A 24,228-nucleotide genomic window follows, 5' to 3' on the forward strand; every position below is an offset into this window, starting at 1 on the left:
GGGGCGCGGGGAACTGCGCGACAAGCCACCGACGTGGTGAGTCCCCGAACGAGCAGGGCCATCCGCACAGGGTGGTTGCTCGCGCAGTTCCCCGCGCCCCTTTAGGTGTTGCAACTACCTCGAAGCGTTGAGCAGCGCGGCATGCTCCTGCAAGGACCGCACCCCGACCTCGCCCCGCAGCAGAGCGTCGATGCCCTGGACCGCCGCGCCCATCGCCTGGACCGTCGTCAGACACGGCACCGACCGCGACACCGCCGCCGTCCGGATCTCGTACCCGTCGAGGCGCGAGCCCGTCCCGAACGGGGTGTTGATGATCAGGTCGATCTCCCCGTCGTGGATCATCTGGACGATCGTCTTCTCACCCTCGGGCCCCTGGCCCTCGCTGTGCTTGCGCACCACCGTCGCGTCGATCCCGTTCCGGCGGAGAACCTCCGCCGTCCCGCTCGTCGCCAGGATCTCGAAACCGAGACCGACCAGCGCCCGCGCCGGGAAGACCAGGTTCCGCTTGTCCCGGTTGGCCACCGAGACGAAGACCCGCCCGCTCGTCGGCAGCGCGCCGTACGCGCCCGCCTGCGACTTCGCGTATGCCGTGCCGAAGACCGAGTCGATGCCCATGACCTCACCGGTCGAGCGCATCTCCGGGCCGAGCACGGTGTCGACGCCGCGACCGTGGATGTCGCGGAAGCGGCTCCACGGCATCACGGCCTCCTTGACCGCGACCGGCGCGTCCAGCGGCAGCGTGCCGCCGTCACCCTCCTTGGGCAGCAGGCCCTCGCCGCGCAGGTCCGCGATGGACGCGCCCAGCGAGATCCGCGCCGCGGCCTTCGCCAGCGGCACCGCCGTCGCCTTCGACGTGAACGGCACGGTCCGCGAGGCACGCGGGTTGGCCTCCAGGACGTAGAGGATGTCCCCGGCCATGGCGAACTGAATGTTGATCAGCCCGCGCACGCCCACGCCCCGCGCGATGCCTTCCGTGGCCGCCCGCAGGCGCTTGATGTCGAAGCCGCCCAGCGTGATCGGCGGCAGCGCGCATGCACTGTCGCCGCTGTGGATGCCGGCCTCCTCGATGTGCTCCATCACGCCGCCGAGGTAGAGCTCCTCGCCGTCGAAGAGCGCGTCGACGTCGATCTCGATCGCGTCGTCGAGGAAGCGGTCGATCAGCACCGGGTGCTCGGAGATCAGGCCCGCGTGGCGCTTGAGGTAGTCAGCCAGCGAGGGCTCGTCGTAGACGATCTCCATGCCGCGCCCGCCCAGCACGTACGAGGGACGCGCCAGCACCGGGTAGCCGATCTCGTCAGCGATCGCCTTGGCCTCCTCGAAGGAGAACGCCGTGCCGTGCTTCGGCGCGGGCAGCCCGGCCTCGGCCAGCACGCGGCCGAACGCGCCACGCTCCTCGGCGAGGTGGATCGCCTCGGGCGAGGTGCCGACGATCGTCACTCCGTTGTCCTTGAGCGCCTGGGCGAGACCCAGCGGGGTCTGGCCGCCCAGCTGCACCAGCACGCCCGCGACCGGACCCGCCTGCTCCTCGGCGTGGACGATCTCCAGCACGTCCTCCAGGGTGAGCGGCTCGAAGTAGAGCCGGTCGGAGGTGTCGTAGTCGGTGGAGACGGTCTCCGGATTGCAGTTGACCATCACTGTCTCGTAGCCCGCGTCGCTCAGCGCGAAGGAGGCATGGACGCAGGAGTAGTCGAACTCGATGCCCTGGCCGATACGGTTCGGGCCGGAGCCCAGGATGATGACCGCGGGCTTGGTACGCGACGCGACCTCGTTCTCCTCGTCGTAGGACGAGTAGAAGTACGGGGTCTTCGCGGCGAACTCGGCGGCGCAGGTGTCGACGGTCTTGAAGACCGGGCGAATCCCCAGCGCATGCCGAACCTCGCGAACCACATCGGCGCGCAGACCGCGGATCTCGCCGATCTGCTGGTCCGAGAAACCGTGCCGCTTGGCGTGGCGCAACAGCTCCGGGTCCAGCTTCTCGGCCTCGGCGAGCTCCTCGGCGATCTCGTGGATCAGGAAGAGCTGGTCGACGAACCACGGGTCGATCTTCGTCGCGTCGAAGATCTCCTCCGGCGTCGCGCCGGCGCGGATCGCGTCCATGACGGTGTTGATCCGGCCGTCGGTCGGGATCGCAGCCTTGACCAGCAGGTCCGCCTTCTCGCCGACCTCGCTGACGAAGTCGAACTGCGAGCCCTTCTTCTCCAGCGAGCGCAGCGCCTTGTTCAACGCCTCGGGGAAGTTGCGGCCCAGCGCCATGGCCTCGCCGACCGACTTCATGGTCGTGGTGAGGGTGGCATCAGCCGAGGGGAACTTCTCGAAGGCGAAGCGCGGGACCTTGACGACCACGTAGTCGAGCGTCGGCTCGAAGGAGGCCGGGGTCTGCTCGGTGATGTCGTTCGGGATCTCGTCGAGCGTGTAACCCACGGCCAGCTTCGCCGCGATCTTCGCGATCGGGAAGCCGGTCGCCTTCGACGCGAGCGCCGAGGAGCGGGAGACGCGCGGGTTCATCTCGATGACGATGATCCGGCCGTCGTCCGGGTTGACCGCGAACTGGATGTTGCAGCCGCCGGTGTCGACGCCGACCTCGCGGATGACCGCGATGCCGATGTCGCGCAGCGCCTGGTACTCACGGTCCGTCAGCGTCATCGAGGGAGCGACGGTGATCGAGTCGCCGGTGTGCACGCCCATCGGGTCGAAGTTCTCGATGGAGCAGACGACCACGACGTTGTCGTTCTTGTCGCGCATCAGCTCCAGCTCGTACTCCTTCCAGCCGAGGATCGACTCCTCCAGGAGCACCTCGGTGGTCGGCGAGAGCGTCAGGCCCTGTCCGGCGATGCGGCGCAGGTCCTCCTCGTCGTGGGCGAAGCCGGAGCCGGCGCCGCCCATGGTGAAGGAGGGGCGGACGACGACGGGGTAGCCGCCGAGCGTCTCGACGCCCGCGAGGACGTCCTCCATCGAGTGGCAGATGACCGAGCGGGCGGAGTCGCCGTGGCCGATCTTGGCCTTGACGGCCTCGACGACCTGCTTGAACAGCTGGCGGTCCTCGCCCTTGTTGATCGCCTCGACGTTGGCGCCGATCAGCTCGACGCCGTACTTCTCCAGCACGCCGGACTCGTGCAGCGAGATCGCGGTGTTGAGCGCGGTCTGGCCGCCCAGGGTCGGCAGCAGCGTGTCGGGGCGCTCCTTGGCGATGATCTTCTCGACGAACTCGGGAGTGATCGGCTCCACGTAGGTGGCGTCGGCGATCTCCGGGTCGGTCATGATCGTGGCCGGGTTGGAGTTGACCAGGATCACCCGCAGGCCCTCGGCCTTGAGGACGCGACAGGCCTGGGTGCCGGAGTAGTCGAACTCGGCCGCCTGGCCGATGACGATCGGGCCGGAACCGATGACCAGAACGGACTGGATGTCGGTGCGCTTAGGCACGCTGGCCCTCCATCAGAGCGAAGAAGCGGTCGAACAGGTAGGCGGCGTCGTGCGGACCGGCCGCCGCCTCCGGGTGGTACTGGACGCTGAACGCGGGCTGGTCCAGGCACTGCAGGCCCTCGACCACGTCGTCGTTCAGGCAGACGTGCGAGACCTCGACGCGCCCGAAGGGCGTCTCGGAGACGCGGTCGAGCGGCGCGTCCACGGCGAAGCCGTGGTTGTGCGCGGTGACCTCGACCTTGCCGGTGGTGCGGTCCTGCACCGGCTGGTTGATGCCGCGGTGGCCGTACTTCAGCTTGTAGGTGCCGAAGCCGAGCGCGCGGCCGAGCAGCTGGTTGCCGAAGCAGATGCCGAAGAACGGCGTCCTGCGGCCCAGCACCTCGCGCAGCACGGCCACCTGGCCGTCGGCGGTGGCCGGGTCGCCGGGGCCGTTCGAGAAGAACACCCCGTCGGGGTTGACGGCGTAGACGTCCTCGGCGGTGGCGTTGGCGGGCAGCACGTGCACCTCGATGCCCCGCTCGGCCATCCGGTGCGGGGTCATGCCCTTGATGCCGAGGTCGAGTGCGGCGACGGTGAAGCGCTTCTCACCGATGGCCGGGACGACGTAGACCTCGTCGGTGGCGACCTCGCCGCACAGGTCCGCGCCCTCCATCTGCGGGGCCTGGCGGACACGCTCCAGCATGGTCGCGTCGTCGGCGAGGGCGGGGCCGGAGAAGATCCCGGCGCGCATCGCGCCGGCCTCGCGCAGGTGGCGGGTGAGCGCGCGGGTGTCGATGCCGCTTATGCCGACGATGCCCTGCGTCGTCAGCTCCTCGTCCAGCGAGCGCTTGGCACGCCAGTTGGAGGGGATCCGGCTGGGGTCGCGCACGACGTAGCCGGCGACCCAGATCCGGGACGACTCCGGGTCCTCGTCGTTGACGCCGGTGTTGCCGATCTGAGGGGCGGTCATCGCCACGATCTGGCGGTGGTAGGAGGGGTCGGTCAGGGTCTCCTGATAGCCCGTCATGCCCGTGTTGAAGACGGCCTCGCCGAAGGTCTCGCCGACCGCGCCGTAGGCCTGGCCGCGGAAGATCCGGCCGTCCTCAAGGACGTAGGCGGCAGCGACGCGCTGGCGGCGTCGTGCCGTGGGGGTGGATGCCGGTGCGGTCATCATGCGCCTTCCACGTTCTTGTCGTTCACATCAAGCTCAGCGCTCTTGTTCACGTCGTTCGGGTGAGTCACCTTGTCGTGTGCCCTGATCATGACCTCGATCGCGGTGACCCAGTTGTCGTGCTCGGCGGAGTGGTCGCCCCGGAAGCCGGAGTCGAGCTGCTTGCCGCCCAACTCCCAGGTGACGACCAGCAGGCCGCCCTCGGGGAAGACCTTGCCCGCGATGCCCTTGTCCAGGCGGGCGCCGCGCAGGTCGCCGACCGGGATGAAGAAGCTCTGCGACGCGGGGCGGACCACCTTGAGGCCCTCGGCGCTGAGGGTCAGCTCGACGAGGCTGCGCTCGCCGAGGCGGTGGGCGACGACCCGGTCCAGCCAGTTGCCTGCGGTGGTGGTGCCCGCGTAGCGGCCCTCGAGCTCCAGGACGGGCTCGGTGGTCCGGCTCGGCACGGCGCCGGGCACGGGCAGTCCGGACTGGACCGTCCGGCGCCACTGCCAGCCCTGGCGCATCAGCCAGTAGACGAGCGCGATGACCAGCAGGATGCCGATGGTCCAGCCGATCAGATCACCCACGTGGGTGACCGGAGCGGAGTGCGGAGCCTCAGCCATCATCGTCAGTCTCATACGAGCTCACCGTCGAGAACCTTGGCCTCGCCGCGCAGGAAGGTGGCGACGACGCGTCCGGGCAGGTCCAGGCCCCGGTAGGGGGTGTTGCGGCTGCGGGTGGCGAAGGAGTCCGGGTTCACCTGGCCACGGTAGTCCGCGTCGAAGAGCACCAGGTTGGCCGGTTCGCCCACCGAGACGGGACGGCCGTGGCCGGGGATCCCGCTGATCGCGGCCGGCTTGGCGGACATCCGCTCGGCGACCTCGGCCCAGCCCATCAGGCCGGTGTCGACCATCGCGCTCTGCACGACGCTGAGCGCGGTCTCCAGGCCGACCATGCCCATCGCGGCCGCGGACCACTCGCACTGCTTGTCCTCGGCGGGATGCGGCGCGTGGTCGGTGGCGACGATGTCGATCGTGCCGTCGGCCAGTGCCTCACGCAGGGCCAGCACGTCGGCCTCGGTGCGCAGCGGCGGGTTGACCTTGTAGACCGCGTCGTAGGAGCGGACCAGCTCGTCGGTCAGCAGCAGGTGGTGCGGGGTCACCTCGGCGGTGACGTCCCAGCCCTTCGACTTGGCCCAGCGGATGATCTCCACCGAACCGGCCGTCGAGAGGTGGCAGACGTGCAGGCGCGAGCCGACGTGCGCGGCGAGCAGCACGTCGCGGGCGATGATCGACTCCTCGGCGACGGCCGGCCAGCCGGCCAGCCCGAGCTCGCCGGAGACGATGCCCTCGTTCATCTGCGCGCCCTCGGTCAGCCGCGGCTCCTGCGCGTGCTGAGCGACGACGCCGCCGAAGGCCTTCACGTACTCCAGCGCGCGGCGCATGATCACCGCGTCGTCGACGCACTTGCCGTCGTCGGAGAAGACCCGGACCTGCGCGGCGGAGTCGGCCATCGCGCCGAGCTCGGCGAGCTGCTTGCCCTCCAGGCCGACGGTGACCGCGCCGATCGGCTGCACGTCGCAGTAGCCGGACTCGCGGCCGAGCCGCCAGACCTGCTCGACGACGCCGGCGGTGTCTGCGACGGGGAAGGTGTTGGCCATCGCGTGGACCGCGGTGAAGCCGCCCTTGGCCGCGGCGCGGGTGCCGGTGTAGACGGTCTCGGCGTCCTCGCGGCCGGGCTCGCGCAGGTGGGTGTGCAGGTCGACCAGGCCGGGCAGAGCGATCAGGCCGTCGGCCGCGATCTCCTGCTCGCCGTCCTGCGTGGCGAGACCGGTACCGATCTCGGCGATCAGGCCGTCGGCGATGCGGATGTCCTGCGGGTCGCCGCCGAGGATGCGGGCGTTGCGGATCAGGTAGTGCGTCACTTGCTGAGCTCCTCGGGCATCGCGGACGTGGTGGTGATCGCAGGCTCGGAACCGCCGAGCAGCAGGTAGAGGACGGCCATGCGGACGCTGACGCCGTTGGCGACCTGCTCCACGATGACCGCCCGGTCGGAGTCGGCGATGGTGGACTCGATCTCCATGCCGCGGACCATCGGGCCGGGGTGCATCACCAGCGCGTGCTCCGGCATCAGCGCGAGGCGGCGGGCGTCCAAGCCATAGCGGCGGGTGTACTCGCGCTGGGTCGGGAAGAACGCGGCGTTCATCCGCTCGCGCTGGACGCGCAGCATCATCACCGCGTCGGCCTTGGTGAGCGCGGCGTCCAGGTCGTAGGAGGTCTGGCAGGGCCAGGTCTCCACGCCGTAGGGCATCAGCGTCGGCGGGGCCACCAAGGTGACCTCGGCGCCGAGGGTGTGCAGCAGGTGAACGTTCGAGCGGGCCACGCGGCTGTGCAGGACGTCACCGACGATGGTTACCCTGCGGCCCGCGAGGTCGTGGCCGACACCCGGGTTGAGGTGGCGGCGCATGGTGAAGGCGTCGAGCAGGGCTTGGGTGGGGTGCTCGTGGGTGCCGTCACCGGCGTTGACGACGCTTCCGTGCAACCAGTCGGAGTCGGCCAGCAGCTTGGGCGCGCCCGAGGCGCTGTGTCGGATGACGACCGCGTCGGCGCCCATGGCCTGGAGAGTGAGCGCGGTGTCCTTGAGGCTCTCGCCCTTGGAGACCGAGGAGCCCTTGGCGGAGAAGTTGATGACGTCGGCGGAGAGCCGCTTCTCGGCGACCTCGAAGGAGGTGCGGGTGCGGGTCGAGTCCTCGAAGAAGAGATTGACGATCGTCCGGCCACGCAGCGTCGGCAGCTTCTTGACCGAGCGCGCGGACACCTGGGCCATCTGCTCGCCAGTGTCCAGGATCAGCAGCGCGTCCTCGCGGGTCAGGTCCGCGGTGGAGATGAGGTGGCGCTTCACTTGGCTGCACTCGCTTCCGACTCGCCGAGCAGGACGGCGTCGACGCCGTCCGTCTCGTCCAGCTTCACTTTCACGGACTCGCGCAGCGAAGTGGGCAGGTTCTTGCCCACGTAGTCGGCGCGGATGGGCAGCTCGCGGTGGCCTCGGTCGACCAGGACCGCGAGCTGGACGGCGCGCGGGCGGCCGATGTCGCCGAGCGCGTCGAGGGCGGCGCGGATGGTGCGGCCGGAGAAGAGCACGTCGTCGACCAGGACGACGAGCTTGCCGTCGATGCCGCCGGACGGGATCTCGGTGTGCTCCAGGGCGCGAGCGGGCTTGAGCCGCAGGTCGTCCCGGTACATGGTGATGTCGAGCGTCCCGAACGGGATCTCGCGGCCGGTGATCTCGGCGAGCTTGCGGTGCAGGCGGCGGGCGAGGTGGACGCCGCGGGTGTGGATGCCGAGGAGGACGACGTCGTCGGCGCCCTTGGCGCGTTCGACGATCTCGTGGGCGATCCGGGTGAGGGAACGGGCGATGTCGCCCTGGTCCAGTACCTGTCGCTGGGCAGCTGTGGTCATGCCGAAGCCGACCTCCTTCCCCGCCTCACGGGACGGGCCTTAAAGGATGTCTACGGGTGGAGCACCCGGTGCGCATCTCCAAAAGCTGAAGGAAGCCTGGGAGTGTGCACTCCGGGAACCGCCGTCCACCCTACCAGGGCGATCACCGCACGCCGCGCCGGACCCCCGCCGACCTGCGGCGGGGCGAGGGGGAGGCTGCCACCACGCGGGGGGTCGCACGACTGCCTCGTTCGGCTTGACGAACGCATATCACTCTGCGTAACCTCACACTCAGTTACGGCCAGGCGACGAAGCGCCCAATGTTGTGCCGGGTTCGCGCCGTCCCGGGCCGCTACAGGCCAGGCGAAGCACGTGATCACAAGCACTCGCTTTGCACTTACGTCCGGGGAGACACATTGTCCAGCGACTACGCGAAACAGCTTGGCGGCAAGCTGCGCGCGATCCGCACCCAGCAGGGGCTCTCCCTGCACGGCGTCGAGGAGAAGTCCCAGGGCCGCTGGAAGGCCGTGGTCGTCGGCTCCTACGAGCGCGGTGACCGCGCGGTGACGGTCCAGCGCCTCGCCGAGCTGGCCGAGTTCTACGGCGTCCCGGTACAGGAGCTGCTTCCCGGCAGCACCCCCGGCGGTGCGGCGGAGCCCCCGCCGCGCCTGGTGCTCGACCTCGAGCGCCTGGCGCAGGTCCCTTCCGAGAAGGCGGGCCCGCTCCAGCGCTACGCGGCGACGATCCAGAGCCAGCGCGGCGACTACAACGGCAAGGTCCTCTCGATCCGCCAGGACGACCTGCGCACGCTGGCCGTCATCTACGACCAGCCGGCCTCGCTCCTGGTCGACCAGCTGATCAGCTGGGGCGTCCTGGACCCGGACGCGCGCCGCGCGGTCCGCGAGGACGACTCGGTCTGAGCGCGCTGACCGCCTGATCCGCAGAAACGTTGCGGCAGGGTTCCTCCCGCATGGGAAGGGACCCTGCCGCTTCTGCGTCGCTCAGACGACCGGGTACCGGGCGACGAGGTCCCCGTAGCCCCCGGCGTTCCAGACGATCTGCCGGAACTCGCCGAGGCTCAGCGGCCGGGAGGGTTCGCTCGGCGTGGCCCTGAAGTGCGCGGTGCCGCAGCGCGCGCAGTACCAGCCGCGCGACCAGACCGCCTCCGCCTGCGGTCGGCCCGCGAGCCTACGGCGGAAGCCGAGTCGCACCAGCCGCAGCCGCAGCATCAGCCCGACCACGAGCAGCAGCCCGATCAGCACGAGGAGAACGCCCAGCCAGCCCAGCCAGGCGTAGGTTCCGTGCGGGGTCAGGTCTGCGGGGGTGGCGGGGATGTTGCAGTTGTCGGGGCCGGAGAACTGCGGCGTGCAGTCCTGCGGCGGATCGCCGCGCCAGTGCCCCGCCCCCACCGCCACCACGTAGGCCACGACGCCGGCGAGCGGCAGCAGGAAACCCAGGCAGCCCAACGGCAGCGCACCGAGGCAGCCGCGACCCAGCTGCACCGCATCGGGTGCGGGAGCGAGTGACCGAGCGAGGGCGGTGGTGACCGTGCGCTGCTCGGTGTGGGCCATGCGCTCGTCTGTGCTCGGGACGTGGACCGAGACGGTGTCCACGCCTGCCCGGTAGACGGCGGGCACCCCCTGGACCCGGTCCGCCTGCCCGCAGTTGGGGCAGGCAGGTATGCCGGCGTCGTAGAGCTCGCTCATCGTTCCCCCGTCGGACTCGCTTGGTGGCGCGCCAATGTAGCGCCGGGAACGACGCTCCGGCAGGGGTTCTCGGTTCAACGTTCCGTGGGTCGGCGTCCCATCCGATTCGACATGCCGCCGAGCGCGCCGAGTGGCGCTTTCCGTGAGAGCGCGACCAGCGCCTGGTAGCGGCGGGAGGGGACGCAGATCGACTTGCCCCGGGCGAGGTCGCGGAGCGACTGGTCCACGACGTAGTCGGCGTCGAGCCAGAGCCACTCCCCCACCCGGGACATGTCCATCGCCGCGCGCTGGTGGAACTCGGTGCGGGTGAAGCCGGGGCAGAGCGCCTGGAGCCGGACGCCCGTTCCGGCGAGGTCGCGGTTCGCGCCCGCGGTGAACTGGACGACCCAGGACTTGCTCGCGCCGTAGGTGCCGCGCGGCACGAACGCGGCGACGGAGGCGACGTTGACGACGTAGCCCTTGCCGCGCTCGCTCATGCCGGGGATCGCGGCGCGCGTCAGTCGCAGCACGGCCTCGATGTGGACCTTGAGCATCGTCAGCTCGTCCTCGATCGGGACGTCGAGGAAGCCCTTCTTGAAGCCGAAGCCCGCGTTGTTGACCAGCAGGTCCACCGGCCGCTCGGCATCGGTCAGCCGCGCCTCGACGGCGGCGATGCCCGCCTCCGTCGCGAGATCGGCGGTGAGCACCTCGGTCGGAACGCCGTGCTCCTTGGCGAGTGCGTCGGCGAAGGCGTCGAGTCGGGCACGGTCGCGGGCGACCAGGACCAGGCCGTGGCCGTCCTTGGCGAGGCGGCGGGCGAAGGCCGCGCCGATGCCGGCGCTGGCGCCGGTGATGAGTGCAGTCCGCATGGCGCTCACGCTACTGGGAGGGTGCTTGAGCGCGGCGGCCGGTCCGTTCGAAACGCAGGTGCGCCACGCTCGGGGAGCTCACGAATTCGACGCACTCATAGCCCTCAGGACCGCCGTCGAGGTGCTCGAAGAGGCGCTCGCCCCGGCCCAGCAGCACCGGCACCAGAGCGATGTGCAGCTCGTCCAGCTTTCCGGCGAAGAGGCACTGCTGCAGCGCGGCCGCGCCCCCGCCGACCCTCACGTCCGCCCCGCCCGCAGCCTCGAACGCCCGGTCGAGCGCGGCGTCCAGGCCGTCGGTGACGAAGTGGAAGACCGTGCCGCCCTTCATCGCGAGGGGCGGGCGAGCATGGTGGGTCAGCACGAAGACCGGGTGGTGGTACGGGGGTTCCTCGCCCCACCAGCCCGTCCACTCCTCGTCCGGCCACGGCCCGCGGACCGGCCCGAACATGTTGCGGCCCATGACGGTGGCGCCGATGTTCTGGTCCCCGCGCGCGAGGAAGGCGTCATCGACGCCCTCGGTGCCGCCGTCCTGGCCGATCATCCGCCGCCCGTAGCGCGTGGCGAAGACCCACTCGTGCAGCGCCTGGCCGCCGACCCCGAGCGGGGCGTCGAGCGCCTGGTCGGGACCGGCCAGGTAGCCGTCCAGCGAGACCGAGATGTTGTGCGCGCGTAGTTTCGCCATACGGTCCATCAAAGCACCGGGCTCCGACAGCGCGCGTGCGCGACGCGGCCGACCGAGCAGCCTCAGCCGACGAGTCCGGCCAACTTCTCCAGCGACTCGTTGAGCGCCTTGGTCGTCGCGTCCTTGATCCGGGCGGCCATCATGTTGACCGCCGCGCCCTTGAACTCGCTGTCGACGGTGACGCCGGTGCCCTCGCCGTCGGCGGCGAGCGAGTAGTGCTGGTGCAGGGTGATGCCCATCGGGCCCTTGCCGTCCATGGCGAGCGACTTGGCCGCCTCGACCTCGGTGACGGTCCAGCTGATCTCGGAGGGCATGCCCATCAGGGTCATCTTCTCGCTGTAGACGGCGCCCACGACCAGCTCCGCCGGCCCGCCGTTGGGGAACGCGGTGTGGATGGTGTTCCACTCCCCGAAGCGTTCGAAGTCGGTGAGCACCGCCCAGATCTTGTCCGCCGGGGCGGCGATCGTTGCGCTGACGGATACCTCGGGCATGGCCGTTCCTCCTCGAAGCCGGTGTGCTCTCAGCGGAGGCTAGCTCGAATCTGACGGACCATCAATAACTGTGGACAAGCCGCTTGCGGAGGGAGGACGGAGCCCGACGGAGCCCCGCCTGGATATTTATCGCATAGTTATTGCTATTGCGCATCAGGTGCAAGAAGCTGACGCCATGCCCCGACTGCTGCCGGATGCCGGACCTCAGCGCACCCTCGCCGCCTCGAACTTCGTCTACACCATCGGCAGCGGCCTCTACCTGACCGCCGGGGTGCTCTACTTCACCCAGGCCGTCAGGATCCCTGCCGCCCTGGTCGGAATCGGCCTCGGCATCGCCGGGGCCGTCTCGCTCGGCGTCGGCATCGCCGCAGGCCAGCTGGCGGACAGACGCGGAGCTCGCGGCGTGTACGCCGCCACGCTCGTCGTCCGGGCACTCGCGACGGCCGGCTTCACCCTGGTCCACAGCTTCTGGCCGTTCGTCGTGGCCGTGTGCGTGGCGACCGGCGCGCAGGCGGCCGGGCTGGCCGCACGCAGTCCGCTGATCCGGCGCTACGGAGGCGAACGGCCGCAGCAGTTCCGGGCCTACCTCCGTTCGGTGACCAACGTCGGCATCTCCCTCGGCGCGCTGCTGGCGGGCTGGGCCGTCCAGGTCGGCACCGGCACCGCCTACCGGCTGCTCGTCCTCGGTGCCGCGGGCTCCATCGCCGCAGCCGCCGCCGTCCTGGTCCTGCTGCCGTCGGTCGCACCGGAACCGGCGCGCGGCGGCCCGCACTGGGCCGGGCTGCGGGACCGGCCCTATCTCCTGGTCACGGCCGTCGACGGCGTGATGGCGATGCAGTTCAAAGTACTGACGGTGGCTGTTCCGCTCTGGCTGGTCGGTGCCACCACCGCCCCGCGCTGGCTCATCGCGGGCACCATGCTGGTCAACACGGTCATCGTCATCGCCTTCCAGGTGCGCGCCAGCCGGAACGTGGACTCCCCCGCCGCCGGCGGACGCGCCTACCGCCGGTCCGGAGTGGCCTTCCTCGCCTCCTGCGCGCTCATCTCGCTGTCGGCGGGGGTTCCCGGCTGGGTGGCGGCCACCCTGCTCGTCACAGCGGTGGTGATCCACACGGTCGGCGAGCTGTGGCACTCCGCCGCGGGCTTCGAGGTGTCCTTCGCCCTCGCTCCCGAACACGCCACCGGCGAGTACCTGGGCGTCTTCGGCCTGGGCGCCGGGCTGGCCGAGGCACTCGGTCCCGGCCTGCTGGTCTGGCTGTGCATCAGCTGGGGCCGTCCTGGGTGGTACGTGGTCGGGGCGTTGTTCGCGCTGACCGGCCTGCTGGCTCCGATCGCCGTCCGCAGGGCCGAGGCTCAGCCGCCGTACCCGGGCGCGTTCGGGCGATCCGACGAGGTGTCAGCCTCCGCGAACACGCTCGCGCCGCCCACCAGCGCGTCACCGAGCGGCGTGCGGCGGTAGGGCACCGAGCGTCCGGAGCGGGCTCGGCTGAGCAGTCCGGCTGACCGATACTGGAGGGGGCCGCGAGCGGTCAGGAGGCCGAGTCCCGGTGCCGCTGGTAGTAGCGGGCGACGCGGACGCGGTTTCCGCACCGGGCCGGCGAGCACCAGCGGCGGCGCGGGTGGGCGGGCAGGAACAACAGCCGGCAGTCCGGACCCTCGCAGCGATGGACCTTGCCGATCGCCGGGTCGGTGAGCAGTTCGGCCGCCGCTTCGGCCAGTTCGGCCAGCAACCTGGCGGTGGCATCCCCGGGCCTGCGCACGGACGCGATGACCGCTCCGTCCGCCCAGACCAGCTCGCGGTGGGCGGGCGCAGCACGCTGCGCCTCGCCGATGGCCGCCAGCGCGGCCGGCGGTGGCGGCGTGCCGACGCGGGCGTGCTCGACCGCGTCACTGACATGCGCACGCAGGGAGCGCAGCGCGCCCAGCTCGATCGGGGCGTGCGGCGGCGTCAGCCTGCCACGCTCCGCGTCGATCCAGGCCTGGAATCCGGCCTCATCGTCGAGCAGGTCGAGCTCGCCTTCGGGCGTGTGCGCCCGGGTGTTGACCAGATCCAGCGCGAGCGGCTCGCCGACGAGAGGGACCGTGTTCATGTCGCTAATGCTAGCTGAGATGGTTGACACATTAGAAGCCGACGGCATAGAACTAATGCATCTTCTCCTCCAGGAGGCATGTGACATGGCTGGACTCACGATCCCCCGGGTCGCGCACCGCTTCGTCGACGTCGACGGAACCCGGGTCTTCTACCGCGAGGCCGGCCCGGCCGACGCGCCGACGCTGCTCCTGCTGCACGGCTTCCCCTCGGCATCGCACCAGTTCCGGCGGCTGATAGACGCGCTCGGCTCTCGGTATCATCTGGTGGCCCCCGACTACCCGGGCTTTGGACACACCGAGGCACCCGAAGGTTTCCGCTACACCTTCGAGCACCTCACCGACGTCGTCGAAGGCTTCGTCCAGGCCCTCGGTCTGGAGAGGTTCACGCTCTACGCCTTCGACTTCGGCGGCCCGATCGGCTTCCGGCTGGCCACCCGGCACCCGGAGTGGATCGCCGGACTGGTCATCCAGAACGCCAACGCCTACGACGAGGGCCTCTCCGACCTCGCCCGAGGCATGACCGCCAACCGGCCCGGCGTCGAGGGGGCGGCCGAGCGGGTGCGGGAGATCCTGGTCCTGCCGGTCACCCGTGGCCAGTACGAGGGCGGGACGACCGACCCGGAGCTGGTCTCCCCCGACGGCTGGACCCTCGACCAGCACTTCCTGGACCTGCCGGGACGCGCCGACGCCCAGGTCGAGCTGGCCCTGGACTACCACTCCAACCTGGCCCTGTACCCGGCGTGGCAGCAGTGGCTGCGCGAACACCGCCCACCGACGCTCATCCTGTGGGGCCGCGGCGACGCGTTCTTCCCCGAGTCCGGCGCCCGCGCCTACCTGCGCGATCTCCCGGACGCGCAGCTGCACGTCTTCGACACCGGCCATTTCGCGCTCGAAGAGAAGCTCCCCGAGATCGCCCCACTGATCGCCGCATTCGTCGACGCGCTCCCCGAGCGCACCAAGGAGTCCAGCATGAAGATCGCCGTCATCGGCGCGGGCGGCAACCTCGGCGGCGCCGTCGCGCGCGAAGCCGCCGCCCGTGGCCACCAGATCACCGCACTGGGCACGGCCACCGTGGACGTCACCGACGCCGACTCCGTCCGCCGGGCCGTGGCCGGCCACGACGCGGTGGTGGTCGCTGTCAAGGGCGGCGACCGCCTGGTGCCCCGCGCCGCCGAGGCCCTGCTCACGGCGCTGCCCGCGGCCGACGTGCCCCGGCTGGTGTTCCTGGGCGGTGGCGGAAGCCTGGAGTACGCGCCGGGACGACGCTTCGTGGACCACGAGAACTTCCCCGCACAGTACCGGGAGACCGCGCTCGACCAGGGCGAGGCGCTGGAACTGCTGCGCGCAGCCGACACCGCGCTCGCCTGGTCCTACGTCAGCCCGCCGCCGGTGCACCTGGTTCCGGGCGAGAAGACCGGACAGTACCGGGCGGAGGCCCGGAACACCCCGCTCGTCGGCGAGGACGGCGAGAGTCGCGTCTCGGTCGGCGACTACGTGTCTGCGGTCGTCGACGCGCTGGAGCAGGAATCCTTCGTCGGCGAGCGCTTCACCGTCGGCTACTGACTGACTCGCCGACCGCCCCCGCCCGCGCTGTCCGGGCCGACCGCCGGGCCCTCGGGCTCGGCGGACGCGCCCGCTCCGCCCACGACGGCGTCCCCGAGCGGCGTGCGCCGGTAGAGCACCGAGCGGCCGGAGCGGGCTCGGCTGAGCAGTCCGGCGGAGCGCAGGACCGCGAGGTGGTCGCCGACCGCGCCGGTGGCCATCGCGAGACTGCGGGCCAGCTGGCTGGTGCTGGCGGGGGCGGCGAACTCGGCGAGCAGGCGCGCGCGAGAACGGCCGAGGAGTGCCGCGAGAGCGTCGGGGTCGGGGGGATCACCCGACCCAGGAGGGCAGCCGTGCCGCGCGCCGGATAGACCAGCGTCTTCGGCCACGGCTCCGCGAAATGCGCCGCCACACCGGGCCACAGCAGCACGGAGGGGACCAGAAGCAGTCCTTCCCCTGACAATGGCACCGGTGCGCGCCCACCCACAAGCGGCACCTCGATCGCCCCGTCGCGCCAGGAGAGACTCCCGTGCAGCCCCGCGATCGCCTCGGCCCAGCCGTGTTCGCCGATGACGCCGACCCGGTGCACGACGTCGCGCTCACAGATCGCCCGCAGCTGCGGCCAGTCAGGGGCGAGGAGTTCGTGCCAGGCCCGGTCGAGGGCAGCGGCGACCTCGGAGACGACCCCGTCGGAGGCGAGCACGACCCTGCAGGGCGTCAGCCCGGTCTGCTTCGGCGCCCTGGCCGCGCTCGGCGGCGCGCACGGGATCGGCGTCGCGATGGCGCTGGCCGGACTCGCGTCCGCGCTGACCGGCGTCTGGATGCTCAGTTGGTGGCGAGCCAGATCCGCAGTGGCCCCAGCGAGGTGAAGCCCGCGCGTTCGGCCGCCACCAGGTCCTCGCCGCTCTCGTAGCCGACGACCGGCAGTCCCGGGCAGTGGGCGGATGCGGCGGCGAGGCAGTCGTGCCAGGCGCGGGCGGGGTCGACGGCCTCGTCCGCGGTGAACAGGTTGGAGACCCCGACGACGCCCGCGCCCAGGCTCAGGACCGCGCCCGCGCCGAGGTCGGGCGCGGCGAGCACGAGCACCGAGGGGTCCTCCAGCAGCGGTGGCAGGAAGAGCCCGTCCGTGCCGCCGTCCCAGCCGATCTCCCAGGCGGCCAGCTGCCCGGCGGTCCTGATGCGCTGCCAGTGCGGAGCGACGGCGGGCGGGTCGGCCGGGCGGGCGATCCACTGGGCGTCGAAGAGCGGCGTGAAGCCGCGGTCGGTGAGATCGAGGACCGCGAAACTGTCCTTGACGGACGAGCCGCCGGAGCCGGTGTCGATCCTGGCGAGCAGGTCGTCCGGATCGGCGTGTTCGGTGAGGGTGACCGCGTCGGGGTAGTAGGGCGGCGTCCGCGCCGGGCTGGTCCAGGCGTCCGAGCGGAACTCGCCGCGCAGTCCGTGGGCGCGGCACATCGCCTCGCACCAGTCGGCGTTGTTGCGGGCTGCGGCGCGCAGCAGGGCTTCTTGAATGGTCTCGTCCAACACCGAATGGATCATCGTCCACCTCACCCGCTGCGACCAAACGAATTTTACCGTGCGGCCGGGCCGGACCCGGGCGCGCACCCGGCGTGACAGCGGTCCTGACATCTGACGGATAGTCAGATACTGTGGCGGCCGGGCCGGTGCTCCCCTCCCGTGGACGCCCCGTCCGCCGAAGCAGCGTCGCATCAGGAGGAGATCAGCCGTGGAGTTCGGCATCTTCATCAACGGATTCATCCCCGGCCCGGCCGCCCACGACCGCGCCTCGGAGCACCTGGCACTCAAGCGCGAGTTGGACCTCGCCATCAAGGCCGACAAGCACAACTGGAAGTACGTCTGGTTCGGCGAGCACCACTCGCTCACCGAGTACTCCCACATGTCCGCCCCCGAGGTGTGCATGGGCTACGTCGCCGCCCGCACCGAGCGGATCCACCTCGGCACGGGCATCAACTCGCTCTCGCCGCGCAAGGAGCATCCGGTCCGCTACGCCGAGCGCGCGGCCATGCTCGACCACATCACCGAGGGCCGCTTCGAGTGGGGCACCGGCCGCGGGGCCGGCTCGCACGAGCTGGCGTCCTTCGAGATCATGGACAGCAACTCGACGAAGGCCGAGTGGGACGAGGTCTCCCGCGAGATCGTCCGGATGTGGGAGCAGTACGACTACTCCTTCCACGGCGAGCACTTCACCGTGCCGACCCCGCACAACATCCTGCCCAAGCCGTACGGCCACTCGCACCCGCCGATCTGGATGGCCTGCGGCAACCCCGGCTCCTTCGCCAAGGCGGGCTCGCTGGGCATCGGCGCGATCGCCTTCAACTTCGAGCCGATCTACAACCTCAAGGGCCGGATCGAGGCCTACAAGGAGGCGGCCGAGCATCCCGTCGAGATCCTCGGCGACTACCAGAACAACAACGTGATGATGACCAACGCCGTGGTCTGCCTCAACAACCGCAAGCGGGCCCGCGAGATCGCGCTATCGGCGGGCAACGCCTACATCGTCACGCTGGTGAACCTCTACCACGACACCATGCCGAAGTCCGCCGACGGCATCACCTGGCCGGAGCCGCCGATCGACCTCGGCGCGCTGGGCGGCGAGGAGTTGCTGGACCAGCTCATCGAGGGCGGCTACCTGCTCTGCGGCACGCCGGACGAGGTCTGCGAGCAGGTCGCGGCGTACCAGGAGGTCGGCTGCGACCAGTTGGTCTTCGGCATGGCGGCCGGCATGTCCTTCGAGGAGCACCTGGAGATGGTCGAGCTCTTCGGCAACCAGGTGATCCCGGAGTTCGACCGCAGCCCGGAGCACTCCACCGCGGCCTACCGCCGCGGTGCGACCGGCCCCAAGTACCCCTCGCACAACGCGCCGGTCGACCCGGACCTCAAGCACACCGTGCTTCCGCTAAGCGCGATCCTGCCCGTACAGGACTGAGACACCACGCAGCCGGAGGCCGCTTCCCGCCATGTGGCGGGGGCGGCCTCCGGGCTCGTGATCAGTGGTCAGTACTGCGTCGTCACCGTGACGCCGCTGAACGCGGTGTTCGCGTAGAGGCTGAGGTAGCGGTAGCCCGCCGTCGTGTTGGTGACGGTGAGGCTCTGGGCGGTGCCGGCGTTGGTCGACGAGGCCGTGTAGGCGCTCGGCGTGGCCCAGCCGGACGGGTTGTAGTAGAGCGAAGCGCTCCCGGTGCCGCCGGTCGAGGTGACCTTCAGCGTCGTGGTGCCCGCCGGGAGGTAGAGGTAGTAGTAGTCGATGTTCCCCGCCGTCTCGGACTGGTTCGTCCGGGAGCAGTTCTGGCCCATGGCCCGGGTGTCCGCGCCCGGGCACTGCGGCAGGGTGACCGGCTGGCTGCAGGCGCCCGCCGCGCAGGCGGTCAGCCAGTTGCCGAAGTCCGCGTCGTAGCCGGTGCCCACACCGTTGTAGACGGCGTAGCCGCCGGTGTAGTCACCGGTACGGAAGTGGCCGAGCATGGCGTAGACGTCCTGCGGGTGCCTCTCGAGCATGTACCGCACCGCGAGGTAGCCCCACGGGTAGGTGCGGACGACGTCGCTGTTGGCGTAGGTGCTCTGGAACAGCGTGCTGAGCGCGTAGGTGTGCTTGGCCGCCTCGGTGACCGCCTCGGTGTCGGTGATGCCGCGGTAGGTGTAGGAGTCGTACTCCGCCAGGCCCTCGATCCACCAGATGTCCGGGACGGTGATCTCCTGCGAGAAGTCGCCCTTCATGTCGTAGCGGGCGTCGAGGATGTGCGTGTACTCGTGGTTGAGGTTCCATATCCCGGCGACGAAGCCGTCGTCGGGGCTCTTGATGTACATGATGGACATCGGCTGGTTGGCGGGGTTGGTCGGATCCCCGGTCAGCGTGATCCCGCCGTTGTTGGTGTCGATGCCGTAGATCGCGCCCGCGTAGGTCTGGTAGTCGGTGCGGCTGGCGAAGACGACCAGCTTGACCGTCGTTTCGTACTGGCCCGGTATCGGGCCGTTGTCCTTGACCACGTTGTGGAAGAACGCGTCCTCGTTCAGGACGCTGGTGCAGGCCGCGGCGAGGTCGGCGGCGCTGAGGGACTGCGCCTGGATGGTGTGGGTGGCGTCGCAGGCGTGCGTGATCGGCAGCGCGGCGACGGTGAGCTGGGCGGCCAGGTTGCAGGTGCCGTAGTAGGCGCAGTTGGACGCGTCGTAGTAGTTCGCCTGGGAGGCGGCGGCGACCCAGAGCGGCGCGGTCGGACCGGTCATCGCGGTGGCGTTCAGCAGGCCCTTGATCAGCGGCCGGACCTTGGGCTGGAGCGCCGTCTGTCCGACGAAACGGGCCAGGTCGGTGCCGGAGTTGGCCTCCACGTAGGAGTCGCCGGTGCCCAGCAGGCTCACGTGGCCCAGGGCGAAGGAGTCGACGGTGTCGATGACGCTCGGGTCGGCGGTGATCGCGCTCACGAAGTCGGTGCTCCAGTTCCCGCGCCACAGCGGGGTGAAGACGTCGTTGACGGCCGGCGTCATGCTGCCGGTGGCGTCGTAGGTGGAGCTGTCGAAGCCGGACAGGATCTTCTTGTAGACGTTCAGGTAGTGGGCCTGGTCGTTGGCGCTGTCGGTGAGGATGACGACATCGCCCAGCACGTCGCCGTTGGCGGCGGTCACGTCGGCGGAGTGCGGATCGGCGAAGAAGGCGTCCATGCCGCTCTGCGCGGCAGTGGTCAGCGCGGCGTCGTAACTCCCCACGGATGACGAGTTGTTGAACTGGACGTAGTAGCCGGCCCGGAGGAAGAGCACGAGCTGCCAGATGCCGCCCGAGTCGTCACCGGCGTAGTTCGCGGCCGAGGCGGTGAAGGCGTTGGCGACGGTGAGCATCTGCGACTCGTTGAAGGCGTTCGCCGCATCCGTGCCGGTGAGGCCGAAAAGGCTGTTGACGCAGCCGGTGGAGGAGGCTTCGACGAAGGAGACCAGCGCGGCGCCGGTCCGGCTGCCGAAGTCGGCCGGGGTACAGGACGCCGTGGCGGCCGGCGCGATCCCGTGTGCGTGCACCCCGGCGTGGGCGGCGGTGAGCCCCTTCGGCGGGCTCTGCGGGCGCAGTTGGTCCGGAGTGGACCGGTTGCGCTGGGCGGCGGGCTGATCTGACGCGCCGCCGTTCCTGCCGACCGGGGAGGGGGTCCGGGCGAGCTTCGGCGCCGCGGTGGGTCGGGCGCCGGCGGCGAGGTTCGTGGCCGCGTGCGACGCAGGTGCCGCGAGCGCGGGCGTCGCCGCCAGACCGGCCAGCGCGACGACGGCTGCCAGGCCGCCCGCCACGAATCCGGGCAGGGGGGAGCGGTAGCGCATCTCTACTCCATTCATGGACAGATGCGCCTCGGGGAGAAGTGCTGAGGCGTGACAGGGACACTTCCATTCCGGATCGACGGAGACAATACCGTGTGACATAGCACTTTGCCTGGAGTCCCATAACACGCCCACCGGCGTTCACGTCCCCGATGCCCACGCCTGGAAGTGCGGAGCCTGTGCCAGTAGGTCGTGATGGGTAGCCGTCGCGGCGCTGAACAGCGTGTCCGCGACCGGGTCGGCGAGGCTGTCGCGACGCCAGGCCAGCACGTAGCGGCACCAGAGCGGCGTGCCGACCAGCGGCTTGACGACCACGTCGGCGATCGGCCGCAGCGTCGCCTGCACGAGCGAGACGCCGAGACCGTCAGCGATCATGTCCTGCAGCTGGAGCCGGTCGCCGATGAACTCGTGCACCGCGACCGGACTGAATCCGGCTGCCTCACAGGCCTCGTAGAACACTCCAGGCCAGCCGGCGCCGTCGTCCGGGGTCACGAACCAGGCGTCCTCGGCGAGATCGGCGAGGGCCACCTCCGGACGGTGCCGGAGCCGGTGACGCGCGGGCAGGGCGACGAAGCACGGCTCGGTGACGATTCCGCGATGGGCCACGGCCTCCGAGTGACGCAGCGTCAGCCCCGGGTAGTCGGCGGCGATCGCCGCGTCCACCTGCCCGCCCTCCAGCAGCTCGACCATCTCGGAGGAGGAGTAGACGCTGCTCACGGAGAGGGCGAGATCGGGCAACCGACTCCTGGCCCTGACCACCATGCCGGACAGGATCGAGGAGTTGGTCGCCGCCAGTCGCAGCGTGCGCCGCGCTCCCCCGGCGCTCGCCTGCGGACGGCTGCCGATCGCGTCCGCCCGCGCCAGCACGTCCCGCGCCTGGGCCAGCACCTCCATGCCGAACTCCGTCAACGCGACGCCCGACACCCGCCGTTCGAAGAGCGGCTCACCGAGGAAGCGTTCGATCCTGCGCAGTTGCGTGCTCATCGCCGGCTGCGACTGCCCCAGCGCCGTCGCCGCCCGCCCCACGCTGCCCGCGTCGGCGATCGCACACAGCACCCGCAGATGCCGCAGCTCCAGCTCCATTCCCGCTCTCCTCCCGTTCGCCAGGCATGCCGTTCGCCGACTTGAAGGCGTACGAGAGGAGACCGTATGAAGAGCCTCGGGGTCACGGAAACCCGTCCCCTGGCTGGATTCGGACGCTACGGAAGTCACTGGCCGCGGCGCGCCCGCCGCGTTTCACGCGACGGCGGGCGCGAGCCTGGCCCCGCGCGCGCTGGCCGATTTCCGGGCGGCCCACCCACAGGTGGCGCTCTCGCTGGAGGTCGCCCTCTCGGCCGAACTGCTGCGGCAGCTCGCGGACGACGCGCTGGACGTCGCCGTCGTCGCCGTGGATCCGGCGGCGGCGGACGCGGTCGGCGTCCGACTGGAGCACCTGTTGGACGAACCGGTGCTGGTCGCCCTGCCGCCCGGCCATCCGCTGGCCGGGCTACGCGACGTGCGACTGACCCAACTCGCCGAGGAGGACTGGATCGCGGGCAGCTCCCGCCCCGAGGACACGCTGCTCGGCTCGGCGCTGCGAGCCGGCTTCCGGCCGCGGATCGGCTACGTGGTGGCGGACTGGTTCGCGAAGCAGGGCCTGGTCGCGGCGGGCTTCGGCGTCACCCTCGTGCCCGCACTGGCGGCGGGGGCGCTACGGCCCGATCTGGCGCTTGCGACCGTGCACCCGGACGACGTCCCGATACGGGCGATCCATAGCGCGACCCCGCGCGGGCTTACGGCGAGCCCGGAACTGGCGGCCTTCCTGTCCGCTGCTGCGAGCGGCCGGCACGGTCAGTGGGCCATCTTGAGACCGACGACGCCGCCGATGATCATCGCGAGGAAGAGGACGCGCAGCACGGTGACCGGGTCGCCGAGCGCGAGCATGCCGTAGATCGCGGTGCCCAGCGTGCCGACGGCCACCCAGACGGCATAGCCGGTCCCGAGCGGGAGGGTGCGCAGCGCGTAGGAGAGGCCCGCCATGCTCATCAGGACGGTGGCGCCGAAGACGACGCTCGGCAGCGGACGGGAGAAACCCTTCGACGCCTGCAGGGCGATCGCCCAGACGGTCTCCAGCACACCGGAGACGACGAGAACCAGCCAGGCCATGACGCAACCTCTCGCAGTAGGGGACGGTGAAGTGCACCGCTCTTGCTGCGCCGTCTTGTCGGACCGGGTACGACGCGCTCGTCCGGGAGGAAGGAGCCGCATCTGGTCTCCTCCGCCACTTCGAACGTAACACAGCCCAGGTCAGAGCCGGCTGGCTAGGGTGGATCCATGCCGCTGCCGAAGCTCACCGTGACCGAACGACGCAACCGGATCGCCGCGCGGCAGCTCGCGCGGCGCGAGTCGCCGTTGGCCGTCGCCGACGCGCTGCTCGGCCTGCACGCGACGGACGCCGCGACCGTCCATCTCTCGGTCGCCGCACGGCTCGACGGGCCGGGCGCGGGGCTCGTCGAGGTCGTCGAGAAGGCGCTCTACGACGAGGTCTCGCTGGTGCGGCTGCTCTCGATGCGGCGCACGCTCTTCGTCGTCCCGGTCGACCTCGCGCCGGTGGTCGACTCCTCGACCGCGCGCGACATCGCCGCGAAGGAGCGGAAGAAGCTGCTGGAGTTCCTGCGGGAGGGCGGCGGCTGGGACGCCGCCTGGCTGGCCGCCGCCGAGCGGGAGACGCTGGCCGCGCTCGACCGCCTCGGTGCGGCGACCGGGCAGGAACTCGGCGCGGCCGTGCCCGCCCTGCGGGAGCGGGTGACCGTCGCGTCCGGAAAGCCCTACGAGGCGGTGCAGACGGTCGCCTCACGGGTGCTGCGGGTGCTGGCCGCCGAGAACAGGATCCGCCGTGACCGGCCGCGCGGGAGCTGGACCTCCAGCGCCTACCGCTGGGTGCCGAGCACACCGTGGCCGGAGCTTCCTGCGGCGGAGGCGCGGGCCGAGCTGGTCCGGCGCTGGCTCGCGTCCTACGGGCCGGGGACGGACGCGGACCTGAAGTGGTGGACCGGCTGGACGCTGGGCGCGGTGCGCAAGGCGCTCACCGCCGTCGGCGCGGAGCGGGTCTCCCTCGCGGGTGACACCACCGGCGAAGGCTTCGTGCTGCCCGGCGACACCGGGCCGACGGCCGCTCCCGCTCCCTGCGCCGCCCTGCTGCCGGCGCTCGACCCTACCGCGATGGGGTGGCGCGAACGCGAATGGTACACCGACCCCGCGCACGGCGCCCAACTCTTCGACCGCACGGGCAACATCGGCCCGACCGTCTGGTGGGAGGGCCGCGTCGTCGGCGGCTGGGCCCAGGCCCCGGACGGCTCGGTCGTCTGGCGGCTGCTGGAGGACGTGGGGGCCGACGGCGTCGCCGGGGTCACCGGCGAGGCGGAGCGGATGACCGCCGTCCTCGGCGGCACCCGGGTCACCCCGCGCTTCCGGACACCCCTGGAACGCGAGCTCAGCGAGGGCTGATCCGAGGAGGGAGCGAAGGGCCTCGGCCGGTGTACAGCCGGCCTGGGGGAACATCTGCGCCGCCAGTTTCGCTTGACCCATGG

The 24,228-nt window shown here is 70.9% G+C and carries 22 protein-coding genes and 1 riboswitch; of the genes, 6 read left to right on the forward strand and 16 right to left on the reverse strand.

The genetic code is table 11. The features are described from left to right. Nucleotides 1-114: 114 nt before the first annotated feature. The 6 genes from carB to pyrR are packed head-to-tail and all read right to left on the reverse strand — an operon-like array spanning nt 115 to nt 8,010. A complete protein-coding gene (gene carB, locus ABIA32_RS23355) occupies nt 115-3,420 on the reverse strand; it encodes a carbamoyl-phosphate synthase large subunit (RefSeq protein WP_370098766.1) in 3,306 nt (1,101 codons plus the stop codon). Continuing rightward, complete coding sequence (carA, locus tag ABIA32_RS23360) at nt 3,413-4,570, reverse strand: glutamine-hydrolyzing carbamoyl-phosphate synthase small subunit (RefSeq protein ID WP_370099090.1); 1,158 nt, start codon at nt 4,568-4,570, stop codon at nt 3,413-3,415. The genes carB and carA overlap by 8 nt, the downstream gene beginning before the upstream one ends. Further along, nucleotides 4,570-5,190, reverse strand: coding sequence for a hypothetical protein (locus ABIA32_RS23365; protein ID WP_370098769.1), 621 nt, complete (start codon nt 5,188-5,190; stop codon nt 4,570-4,572). The genes carA and ABIA32_RS23365 overlap by 1 nt, the downstream gene beginning before the upstream one ends. After that, nucleotides 5,187-6,476, reverse strand: coding sequence for a dihydroorotase (locus ABIA32_RS23370; RefSeq protein ID WP_370098772.1), 1,290 nt, complete (start codon nt 6,474-6,476; stop codon nt 5,187-5,189). The genes ABIA32_RS23365 and ABIA32_RS23370 overlap by 4 nt, the downstream gene beginning before the upstream one ends. After that, on the reverse strand, nt 6,473-7,453 hold the full coding sequence (locus ABIA32_RS23375; RefSeq protein WP_370098775.1) for an aspartate carbamoyltransferase catalytic subunit: 981 nt from the start codon (nt 7,451-7,453) through the stop codon (nt 6,473-6,475). Before ABIA32_RS23375 ends, ABIA32_RS23370 begins: the two co-directional genes overlap by 4 nt. Then, nucleotides 7,450-8,010 carry a bifunctional pyr operon transcriptional regulator/uracil phosphoribosyltransferase PyrR gene (gene pyrR / locus ABIA32_RS23380; RefSeq protein WP_370098778.1) on the reverse strand — a complete coding sequence of 187 codons (561 nt, stop codon included), beginning with the start codon at nt 8,008-8,010 and terminating at the stop codon, nt 7,450-7,452. Before pyrR ends, ABIA32_RS23375 begins: the two co-directional genes overlap by 4 nt. A 395-nt stretch (nt 8,011-8,405) precedes the next feature. Between pyrR and ABIA32_RS23385 the strand changes: the two genes are divergently transcribed. After that, complete coding sequence (locus ABIA32_RS23385) at nt 8,406-8,909, forward strand: transcriptional regulator (RefSeq protein WP_111503609.1); 504 nt, start codon at nt 8,406-8,408, stop codon at nt 8,907-8,909. An 81-nt stretch (nt 8,910-8,990) separates the two neighbouring features. Here the strand turns inward: ABIA32_RS23385 and ABIA32_RS23390 are convergent, their stop codons facing one another. The 4 genes from ABIA32_RS23390 to ABIA32_RS23405 form a co-directional block, all read right to left on the reverse strand. Continuing rightward, complete coding sequence (locus tag ABIA32_RS23390) at nt 8,991-9,695, reverse strand: hypothetical protein (protein ID WP_370098781.1); 705 nt, start codon at nt 9,693-9,695, stop codon at nt 8,991-8,993. A gap of 74 nt (nt 9,696-9,769) precedes the next feature. Continuing rightward, on the reverse strand, nt 9,770-10,543 hold the full coding sequence (locus ABIA32_RS23395) for an SDR family NAD(P)-dependent oxidoreductase (protein WP_370098783.1): 774 nt from the start codon (nt 10,541-10,543) through the stop codon (nt 9,770-9,772). A gap of 10 nt (nt 10,544-10,553) precedes the next feature. Continuing rightward, the gene (locus ABIA32_RS23400) at nt 10,554-11,225 is read right to left on the reverse strand and encodes a dihydrofolate reductase family protein (protein WP_370098786.1); all 672 of its coding nucleotides are present in this window, start codon (nt 11,223-11,225) and stop codon (nt 10,554-10,556) included. A gap of 62 nt (nt 11,226-11,287) precedes the next feature. Continuing rightward, nucleotides 11,288-11,716 carry an SRPBCC family protein gene (locus ABIA32_RS23405; protein ID WP_370098789.1) on the reverse strand — a complete coding sequence of 143 codons (429 nt, stop codon included), beginning with the start codon at nt 11,714-11,716 and terminating at the stop codon, nt 11,288-11,290. Nucleotides 11,717-11,891: 175 nt separating this feature from the next. Here ABIA32_RS23405 and ABIA32_RS23410 point away from each other — a divergent pair, with 175 nt between their 5' ends. After that, the gene (locus ABIA32_RS23410; protein ID WP_370098792.1) at nt 11,892-13,175 is read left to right on the forward strand and encodes an MFS transporter; all 1,284 of its coding nucleotides are present in this window, start codon (nt 11,892-11,894) and stop codon (nt 13,173-13,175) included. Nucleotides 13,176-13,245: 70 nt separating this feature from the next. On the opposite strand, the gene ABIA32_RS23415 is transcribed toward ABIA32_RS23410, so the two are convergent. Beyond that, nucleotides 13,246-13,806, reverse strand: coding sequence for an ABATE domain-containing protein (locus ABIA32_RS23415; protein WP_370098795.1), 561 nt, complete (start codon nt 13,804-13,806; stop codon nt 13,246-13,248). Between the two features lie 85 nt (nt 13,807-13,891). On the opposite strand from ABIA32_RS23415, the gene ABIA32_RS23420 reads away from it, so the two are divergent. After that, nucleotides 13,892-15,370: an alpha/beta fold hydrolase gene (locus tag ABIA32_RS23420; protein ID WP_370098798.1), complete on the forward strand. Its 1,479-nt coding sequence runs from the start codon at nt 13,892-13,894 to the stop codon at nt 15,368-15,370. On the opposite strand, the gene ABIA32_RS23425 is transcribed toward ABIA32_RS23420, so the two are convergent. Further along, nucleotides 15,364-15,738, reverse strand: coding sequence for an ArsR/SmtB family transcription factor (locus ABIA32_RS23425; protein ID WP_370098801.1), 375 nt, complete (start codon nt 15,736-15,738; stop codon nt 15,364-15,366). The genes ABIA32_RS23420 and ABIA32_RS23425 overlap by 7 nt on opposite strands. Nucleotides 15,739-16,174: 436 nt before the next feature. Further along, the gene (locus tag ABIA32_RS23430; protein ID WP_370098803.1) at nt 16,175-16,888 is read right to left on the reverse strand and encodes a hypothetical protein; all 714 of its coding nucleotides are present in this window, start codon (nt 16,886-16,888) and stop codon (nt 16,175-16,177) included. Between the two features lie 187 nt (nt 16,889-17,075). On the opposite strand from ABIA32_RS23430, the gene ABIA32_RS23435 reads away from it, so the two are divergent. Beyond that, nucleotides 17,076-18,296 carry an LLM class flavin-dependent oxidoreductase gene (locus ABIA32_RS23435; protein WP_370098806.1) on the forward strand — a complete coding sequence of 407 codons (1,221 nt, stop codon included), beginning with the start codon at nt 17,076-17,078 and terminating at the stop codon, nt 18,294-18,296. A 68-nt stretch (nt 18,297-18,364) separates the two neighbouring features. Here ABIA32_RS23435 and ABIA32_RS23440 read toward each other — a convergent pair whose 3' ends face one another. Both ABIA32_RS23440 and ABIA32_RS23445 read right to left on the reverse strand, forming a co-directional pair. Continuing rightward, nucleotides 18,365-20,662 carry a M9 family metallopeptidase gene (locus ABIA32_RS23440; RefSeq protein ID WP_370098809.1) on the reverse strand — a complete coding sequence of 766 codons (2,298 nt, stop codon included), beginning with the start codon at nt 20,660-20,662 and terminating at the stop codon, nt 18,365-18,367. Between the two features lie 138 nt (nt 20,663-20,800). Next, the gene (locus tag ABIA32_RS23445; protein WP_370098811.1) at nt 20,801-21,742 is read right to left on the reverse strand and encodes a LysR family transcriptional regulator; all 942 of its coding nucleotides are present in this window, start codon (nt 21,740-21,742) and stop codon (nt 20,801-20,803) included. 103 nt (nt 21,743-21,845) lie between these two features. Between ABIA32_RS23445 and ABIA32_RS23450 the strand changes: the two genes are divergently transcribed. After that, entirely contained in the window at nt 21,846-22,589 is a 744-nt protein-coding gene (locus tag ABIA32_RS23450; RefSeq protein ID WP_370099092.1) for a LysR substrate-binding domain-containing protein, read from the forward strand. On the opposite strand, the gene ABIA32_RS23455 is transcribed toward ABIA32_RS23450, so the two are convergent. After that, a complete protein-coding gene (locus ABIA32_RS23455) occupies nt 22,490-22,804 on the reverse strand; it encodes a multidrug efflux SMR transporter (protein WP_370098814.1) in 315 nt (104 codons plus the stop codon). The two genes, ABIA32_RS23450 and ABIA32_RS23455, sit on opposite strands and share 100 nt — an antisense overlap. 44 nt (nt 22,805-22,848) lie before the next feature. Continuing rightward, a riboswitch (guanidine-III (ykkC-III) riboswitch) is annotated at nt 22,849-22,907 on the reverse strand. A 65-nt stretch (nt 22,908-22,972) separates the two neighbouring features. On the opposite strand from ABIA32_RS23455, the gene ABIA32_RS23460 reads away from it, so the two are divergent. Beyond that, nucleotides 22,973-24,145 carry a winged helix DNA-binding domain-containing protein gene (locus tag ABIA32_RS23460; protein ID WP_370098816.1) on the forward strand — a complete coding sequence of 391 codons (1,173 nt, stop codon included), beginning with the start codon at nt 22,973-22,975 and terminating at the stop codon, nt 24,143-24,145. Nucleotides 24,146-24,228: the final 83 nt, after the last annotated feature.

Origin of the sequence: Streptacidiphilus sp. MAP12-20 (assembly GCF_041262525.1) — a bacterium.
In the GTDB taxonomy this organism is placed as follows: Bacteria; Actinomycetota; Actinomycetes; order Streptomycetales; family Streptomycetaceae; genus Streptacidiphilus.